Source organism: Sphingopyxis sp., from assembly GCF_035565275.1.
Lineage (GTDB): Bacteria > Pseudomonadota > Alphaproteobacteria > Sphingomonadales > Sphingomonadaceae > Sphingopyxis.
Genome location: NZ_DATMST010000256.1, coordinates 1 through 6,610, shown reverse-complemented (window position 1 = coordinate 6,610; position 6,610 = coordinate 1). Strand labels below are relative to the sequence as shown.

Below are 6,610 nucleotides of genomic sequence, written 5' to 3'. Positions count from 1 at the left end.
CCCGGCGGCCCGGGGGGCCCGGGGGGCCCGAGCGGCAACGAGCGCTACAAGCCCAAGCCATACGGCCAGCGCAGCCCGCGTCGCCCGAAATGATATGACCGCTCCTCCCTGCCGGGGAGGGGCTTTCACCGCATCGCTCTTGCACTCCCCGGCCCGGCCCACCAGATGGTCCGGACAGCAGGAGCGCGCGCATGAAAGCGATCGAAGCCTTTATCGAAAGTCAGGGGGGCCCCGAGGTCATCGACTGGCGCGAGGTGACGCTCGGCGATCCCGGCCCCGGGCAGGTCGTGCTGCGCCAGACTGCGGTCGGGCTCAACTATCTCGACACCTATCACCGCGACGGCACCTATCCCGTCCCGCTGCCGAGCGGCCTCGGCGTCGAATCGGCGGGTGAGGTCGTCGCCGTGGGCGAAGGCGTCCATGGCCTCCAGCCCGGCGATCGCGTGGCGACTTTCGGTCCCGAACGCAGCGCTTATGCAAGCGCGCGGATCGTCGGCGCCGCGTCGCTGTTCAAGCTTCCCGCGAACATCGACGACGAAACAGCCGCCGCCGCGCTGCTCAAGGCCTGCACGGTCGAAATGCTCGTCGAACGCTGCGCAAAGGTCGAGGCCGGCTGGCCCGTGCTCGTCCACGCCGCCGCGGGCGGCGTCGGCCTGATCCTTGTCCAGTGGCTGAAGGCGATCGGCGCCAGTGTGATCGGTACCGTCAGCACCGAGGCGAAGGCGCATGCGGCGCGCGAAGCGGGCGCCGATCATGTGCTGATGTACCGACAGGACGACGTCGCGGCGCACGTCCGCGAGATCACCGACGGTCAGGGCGTCCCCGTCACCTTCGACGGCATCGGCATGGCGACGTGGGACGTGTCTCTGAAGGCCACCGCGCGGCGCGGCCTGATCGTGAGCTATGGCAATGCCGGCGGACCGGTGACGGGCGTCAATCTCGGCGTGCTCGCGCAGCACGGGTCGCAATTCGTGACGCGCCCGACGCTGTTCGATTATTATCACCTGCCCGGCGAACGCGCCGCGGGTGCGGCGCGGGTGTTCGAGATGATCGCGTCGGGCGCGGTAAAGATCACCGTCGGCCAGCGCTACGGACTGCAGGATGCGGCGCGTGCGCATGCGGATTTGCAGGCCGGGCGGACGACGGGATCGACCTTGCTGATCCCCGAACAATCATAAGCGTCGCGTCCGCAAGGCGGGAGCTGCTGGCGGAATTATGCAAGGTCGATAGCGGTCCCCGCCTTCGCGGGGACGATGGTCAGGCCTTCAACCGTTCGGCATGCCAGGCGACATGCTCGGCCATGAAGGTCGAAATGAAATAATAGCTGTGGTCGTACCCCGGCTGCATGCGGATTTCCGCCTTCTGCCCCGCGCGTTCGCACGCCTCGACGAGCAATCCGGTCTTGAGCTGCTCGGTCAGGAAGTTATCGGCCTCACCCTGATCGACGAGCAGGTCGGGCACGCGCAGCCCCTGATCGAGCAGTGCACACGCATCATAGGCATGCCAGTCCTCGCGGTCGTCGCCGAGATAGTGGCCAAGCGCCTTCTCGCCCCACGGGCACTTCGACGGCGCGACGATCGGTGAAAAAGCCGAAACCGAGCGGAAACGGTCCTGATTGCGCAGGCCGATCGTCAGAGCGCCGTGCCCGCCCATCGAATGGCCGCTGATCGCCTGCCGCGACAGATCGGCGTTCGCGAAGTTGCGCAGTACCAACGAGGGCAGCTCGTCCTCGACATAGGAACGCATGCGGTAATTCTTCGCCCATGGCTCGGCGGTCGCGTCGACATAGAAACCCGCACCCAGCCCGAAATCATATGCCGCGTCGGGATCGTCGGGGACTCCTTCACCGCGCGGGCTGGTATCGGGGGCGATGAAAATCACGCCATGTTCGGCGCACGCGGCGCGATATTCGCCCTTCTCCATCACATTGGCGTGGGTGCATGTCAGACCCGACAGATACCAGAGCACCGGCAGCTTCGCGCCCTCCGCATGGTCGGGGATGAAGACCGCGAAGGTCATGTCTGTGCCGGTGGTCGTGCTGGCGTGCCTGTACACGCCCTGTGTGCCGCCATGGCTGCGAACGGTCGAGAGGGTTTCGAGGGTCATGGCAAAGCTTGTGCCGCGCATGCCCCAAAGGCGCAACCCGCCGTTCGATCGATACGACGCGTTTGGACGAAAGCGGCTGACCGTCTCAGGCACTATCGGCGCAGCAAACTCGGCCCGACGCGCATTCGGGTCCATTCGTCCTGCAAGCGGCCCGTTCGAAAACAACGACGGAACTTTCCCATAATAACACAGGTTTGACACGGGCTTGGCCCGCGGGAAACAGCGGACATGGCGTCTTTCGGGTCAACCGACCTCTCCCAATTCATAGGGGAAATTATGCGTAAGATTTCGATTATGGCCGTTGCGGCGGCAAGCTTCCTTATCGCGCCGCTGGCCGTAGCCCAGGAACCGGAAGCCCCGGCTCCCACCGAAGAACCGACCCCCGCTCCCACGGCAGAGCCGACCGACGAGCCGGCCCCGGCGCCCGCGCCGACCGACGAACCCGCACCGTCGGAAGAACCTGCGCCGGCTCCCGAGCCCCAGGCATAATCGCGACCATAGCGTCGCGAAAGAAGCCGCCGAAGCCTCGTGCTTCGGCGGCTTTATTATGCGGTCTGGACAGGAATCTGCGCGACAAGCGGCTGATGTCCCCAATGACGCAGCAGGTCGAGGATCGCGGCGCCGGAAAGGCCGAGCGTCGCGGTGTTGCGCAGCGGGTGGACGTTTACCATGTCGGCCGCCACCAGCGGCGCATCGAGCACAACGGTGATGCTTCCCGGCATCGCATTGATCGCGGCGAGCGGCGTTACCGACCCCGGCGCGATACCGAGCAGCCGTTCCATATCTTCCGCCTTGCCGAAGCTCACATGCTTGCAGCCGATCGCGGCGGGTAGCGCCTTCAGATTGACGCGTGCATCGGACGGGACGGTCACGAGCCAGAAGGCGCCGCCCTTGTCCTTGAGGAACAGGTTCTTGGTATGCACACCGGGCATCGCGGCATGAACCGCATCGCTCTCTGCGACCGTAAACACCGCGTCATGCTCGTGCGCAGCGAACGGGATGCCAAGCACACCAAGGTCCGCCAGCAATCCCGTTTCGCCGCGCATTGTCGTCAGGCCATACGGTGCATGACGCAGACCTTGTTTCCGGTCGGGTCGCGCAGATAGGCGAGATACATCTTCATGCCATTGCCTTCACGCACGCCCGGCGGGTCTTCGATCGAGGTGCCGCCGGCTCCGACGCCTGCCTGATGCCACGCATCGGCCTGTTCGGGGTTCGCTGCGGCGAAACCGATGGTGCAGCCATTGCCGACCGTCGCCGGCTGGCCGTCGATCGGCGCGGTGACGAGGAAAATACCGCCATTGTGCAGATAGATCAGACGGCCCTTTTCGTCCTCGATCGCCGGCCTGCCGCCGAGCGCCTGGAACGTCGCATCATAGAATTTCCTGGCGGCTTCGAGGTCGTTCGCCCCGACCATATTGTGACTGTACATCGCCTTTGCTCCTCCGGTTTTGGTTGCGAATCGCTACGTATCTTGTTCGCCGCCTCAGCGGAAGACCACCGTCTTGCGCCCGTCGATCAAAACCCGCTGTTCGGCGACCCAGCGCACCGCGCGCGCGAGCACCTGCGCTTCGGTATCGCGCCCGATACGGATCAGTTCGTCGACCGAATCGCGGTGATCGACGCGCTCGACCGCCTGTTCGATGATCGGCCCCTCATCAAGGTCGCTCGTCACGAAATGCGCGGTCGCACCGATCAGCTTCACCCCGCGCTCCTGCGCACGATGATAGGGTTTTGCGCCCTTGAAGCCCGGCAGGAAGCTGTGATGGATGTTGATGCAGCGCCCCGAAAGAGCAGCCGACATCTCGTGCGACAACACCTGCATGTAGCGCGCGAGCACGAGATAGTCGGCACCCGCATCGGCCATGATCTGCAGTATCGCGGTCTCCTGGCTTTCGCGATTGGCGTCGCTGACGGGCAGATGATGAAACGGCACACCGTGCCATTCGGTCAACCGCCGCTGATGCTCGTGGTTCGACACGACCGCTGCAATGTCGATCGCGAGGTTACCGGTCGACCAGCGGTGGAGCAGATCGTTAAGGCAGTGGCTGCCCTGCGACACCGCGATGACGAAGCGCGGTTTGATGCGGTTGTCGCTGATCCGCGCGTCCATGGCAAAGCGTTCGACGATCGGCGCGAACGCCTCCTGCACTGCCGCCAGTTCTCCGGGAAACCGCGCCCCTGCCCCCCGGAATTCGACCCGCATGAAAAAGCGCCCCGAATCAAGGTCGGCATATTGCTGGCTGTCGAGGATGAAGCCGTCGCGCTCCGCAAGCAGACCGGTCACCGCCGCGACGATGCCGACGGCATCGACGCAACTGAAGGTGAGGACGAAGGCGGGCTGGTTGCCGTCCATCAGGTGACCCGGTGCGTCGCGCACAGCTTGTTGCCGGCGGGATCGCGCAGATAGGCGAGATAGACCGTCCGTCCTTCGGTTACCTGACGGATGCCCGGCGGATCCTCGATCGCCGTACCGCCATTCGCCGCGCCCGCGGCGTGCCAGGCATCGACCGCTTCGGTCGAGGCTGCGACAAATCCGAGCGTTCCGCCATTGGCGCCATTGGCCGGGCCGCCGTCGAGCGGCCTGGTGATCAGGAAACGCCCGCCGGCGTGCGAATAGATGAGCCGGCCCCACGCGTCGACCACACCCGCCGGTACCCCGAGCGCACCCAGCGCGGCATCGTAGAAGCGGCGTGCCGCTTCGATATCGTCGGCGCCCAGCGCCACATGACTGAACATGCCGGCCTCAGAAGACCACGACGCTGCGGATGCTCTCGCCCGCGTGCATCAGGTCGAAGCCCTTGTTGATCTCCTCGAGCCCCATGACGTGAGTGATCATCGGGTCGATTTCGATCTTGCCGGTCATGTACATGTCGACGATCTTCGGCACGTCGGTGCGGCCCTTGGCGCCACCGAACGCCGTGCCGCGCCAGTTGCGCCCGGTGACGAGCTGGAACGGGCGCGTCGCGATTTCCTTGCCCGCTTCGGCGACCCCGATGATGATGCTGGTGCCCCAGCCGCGATGGCATGCCTCGAGCGCGGTGCGCATCACCTCGGTGTTGCCCGTCGCGTCGAAGGTATAATCCGCACCGCCGTCGGTCATCTGGACGATCGTCGCTACGACATCTTCGCGGCTCATGCCCTTCGAGTTCAGGAACTCGGTCATGCCGAACTTGCGGCCCCATTCCTCGCGCGCAGGATTGATGTCGACGCCGATGATCTTGTCGGCGCCGGCAAGGCGCGCGCCCTGGATCACGTTCAATCCGATGCCGCCGAGGCCGAAGACGACGACATTGTCGCCGACCTGCACCTTCGCAGTGTTGATCACCGCGCCGACGCCGGTGGTCACGCCGCAGCCGATGTAGCAGCTCGACTGGAACGGCGCGTCCTCGCGGATCTTCGCGACCGCGATCTCGGGCAGCACGGTGAAGTTCGAGAAGGTCGAACATCCCATGTAATGGAAGATCGGCTGGCCCTTGTATGAAAAGCGCGTGGTGCCGTCGGGCATCAGCCCCTTGCCCTGCGTGGCGCGGATCGCGGTGCAGAGGTTGGTCTTGCCCGAAAGGCAGCTTTTGCACTGGCGGCATTCGGGGGTGTAGAGCGGGATGACATGGTCGCCCGGCTTTACGCTCGTCACGCCCGCGCCGACCTCGCGCACCACACCCGCACCCTCATGCCCCAGCACGCTCGGGAAGATGCCCTCGCTGTCGAAGCCGTCGAGCGTGTATGCGTCGGTGTGACAGATACCCGTCGCCATGATCTCGACCAGCACTTCGCCCGCCTTCGGGCCTTCAAGGTCGAGTTCAACGATTTCGAGCGGCTTCTTCGCTTCGAACGCAACGGCGGCGCGGGTCTTCATGGGGCGGTCTCCTTCTTGGCGATCCCAATCAGGCAAACGCGGCGGCAATGCAAGATCGGAGCGTGCAATGACCCCGACGGCGCTGCGATTCGGGATCCCGATGGCGGTGTCATTTTGTCCGGAAGGTCACAAAGGTCACGCCACGTCCCCCTCTTGGTTCGCCTCCCCGGTGACCAAAGCCGAGGGCAAGGCGCCGGGCAGCGTGACGGGTGGGATCGCGGTGGTCATGGCAAGCAGGCTATGCGCGCAAAATAATGTAGGAAAGTCACTTCTGCTGCCATCCCATTTCGTCACCGCGGGCTTGACCCGGGGTCCATGACGTCGGCGCGGCAATGGATCCCGGATCAAGTCCGGGATGACGATGAAGGATAACCTCAAGGCCGCACTTGGTAGCAACTGCCAAGAGGTTTCGATGTTCAAGGCGCGAGCCTCGTTTTCGCAGTCCGAAATGGTTAGGCAGCAAAACGAGGCGCTTTGGCGTTAGCCCATCAACACTCCACCACACTGACCGCCAGCCCGCCCTTCGACGTTTCCTTATATTTGTCGCGCATGTCGCGGCCGGTTTGCAGCATCGTCGCGATCACCGTGTCGAGGCTGACGACATGCGTGCCGTCGCCGATCATCGCGATGCGGCTGGCGTCGATC

9 protein-coding genes are annotated in these 6,610 nt (G+C 64.7%); 1 reads left to right on the top strand and 8 read right to left on the bottom strand.

The window, feature by feature from the left end; genetic code table 11:
* Positions 1-191 precede the first annotated feature (191 nt).
* On the top strand, positions 192-1,178 hold the full coding sequence (locus VN047_RS17465) for a quinone oxidoreductase (protein WP_325544896.1): 987 nt from the start codon (positions 192-194) through the stop codon (positions 1,176-1,178).
* Positions 1,179-1,257: 79 nt separating this feature from the next.
* Here the strand turns inward: VN047_RS17465 and fghA are convergent, their stop codons facing one another.
* The 8 genes from fghA to VN047_RS17425 form a co-directional block, all read right to left on the bottom strand.
* Positions 1,258-2,106: an S-formylglutathione hydrolase gene (gene fghA / locus VN047_RS17460; protein WP_325544894.1), complete on the bottom strand. Its 849-nt coding sequence runs from the start codon at positions 2,104-2,106 to the stop codon at positions 1,258-1,260.
* Between the two features lie 545 nt (positions 2,107-2,651).
* Entirely contained in the window at positions 2,652-3,152 is a 501-nt protein-coding gene (locus VN047_RS17455; protein ID WP_325544892.1) for a prolyl-tRNA synthetase associated domain-containing protein, read from the bottom strand.
* 5 nt (positions 3,153-3,157) lie between these two features.
* Entirely contained in the window at positions 3,158-3,538 is a 381-nt protein-coding gene (locus tag VN047_RS17450; protein WP_325544890.1) for a VOC family protein, read from the bottom strand.
* A gap of 54 nt (positions 3,539-3,592) precedes the next feature.
* Complete coding sequence (gene purU / locus VN047_RS17445) at positions 3,593-4,462, bottom strand: formyltetrahydrofolate deformylase (protein ID WP_325544900.1); 870 nt, start codon at positions 4,460-4,462, stop codon at positions 3,593-3,595.
* Positions 4,462-4,845, bottom strand: a complete 384-nt coding sequence (locus VN047_RS17440; RefSeq protein ID WP_325544888.1) for a VOC family protein — start codon at positions 4,843-4,845, stop codon at positions 4,462-4,464. Before VN047_RS17440 ends, purU begins: the two co-directional genes overlap by 1 nt.
* A gap of 7 nt (positions 4,846-4,852) precedes the next feature.
* Positions 4,853-5,965: an S-(hydroxymethyl)glutathione dehydrogenase/class III alcohol dehydrogenase gene (locus VN047_RS17435; RefSeq protein WP_325544886.1), complete on the bottom strand. Its 1,113-nt coding sequence runs from the start codon at positions 5,963-5,965 to the stop codon at positions 4,853-4,855.
* A 135-nt stretch (positions 5,966-6,100) separates the two neighbouring features.
* Positions 6,101-6,385, bottom strand: a complete 285-nt coding sequence (locus VN047_RS17430; protein ID WP_325544884.1) for a hypothetical protein — start codon at positions 6,383-6,385, stop codon at positions 6,101-6,103.
* A gap of 68 nt (positions 6,386-6,453) precedes the next feature.
* The coding region (locus VN047_RS17425; protein WP_325544898.1) for an L-serine ammonia-lyase, iron-sulfur-dependent, subunit alpha at positions 6,454-6,610 on the bottom strand (157 nt) is incomplete at its 5' end.

What these genes read in the sequence shown, in the direction of transcription:
- VN047_RS17465 (WP_325544896.1), top strand. Translation starts at nt 192, where the DNA reads ATGAAAGCGATCGAAGCCTTTATCGAAAGTCAGGGGGGCCCCGAGGTC.
- fghA (WP_325544894.1), bottom strand. Translation starts at nt 2,106, where the DNA reads ATGACCCTCGAAACCCTCTCGACCGTTCGCAGCCATGGCGGCACACAG.
- VN047_RS17455 (WP_325544892.1), bottom strand. Translation starts at nt 3,152, where the DNA reads ATGCGCGGCGAAACGGGATTGCTGGCGGACCTTGGTGTGCTTGGCATC.
- VN047_RS17450 (WP_325544890.1), bottom strand. Translation starts at nt 3,538, where the DNA reads ATGTACAGTCACAATATGGTCGGGGCGAACGACCTCGAAGCCGCCAGG.
- purU (WP_325544900.1), bottom strand. Translation starts at nt 4,462, where the DNA reads ATGGACGGCAACCAGCCCGCCTTCGTCCTCACCTTCAGTTGCGTCGAT.
- VN047_RS17440 (WP_325544888.1), bottom strand. Translation starts at nt 4,845, where the DNA reads ATGTTCAGTCATGTGGCGCTGGGCGCCGACGATATCGAAGCGGCACGC.
- VN047_RS17435 (WP_325544886.1), bottom strand. Translation starts at nt 5,965, where the DNA reads ATGAAGACCCGCGCCGCCGTTGCGTTCGAAGCGAAGAAGCCGCTCGAA.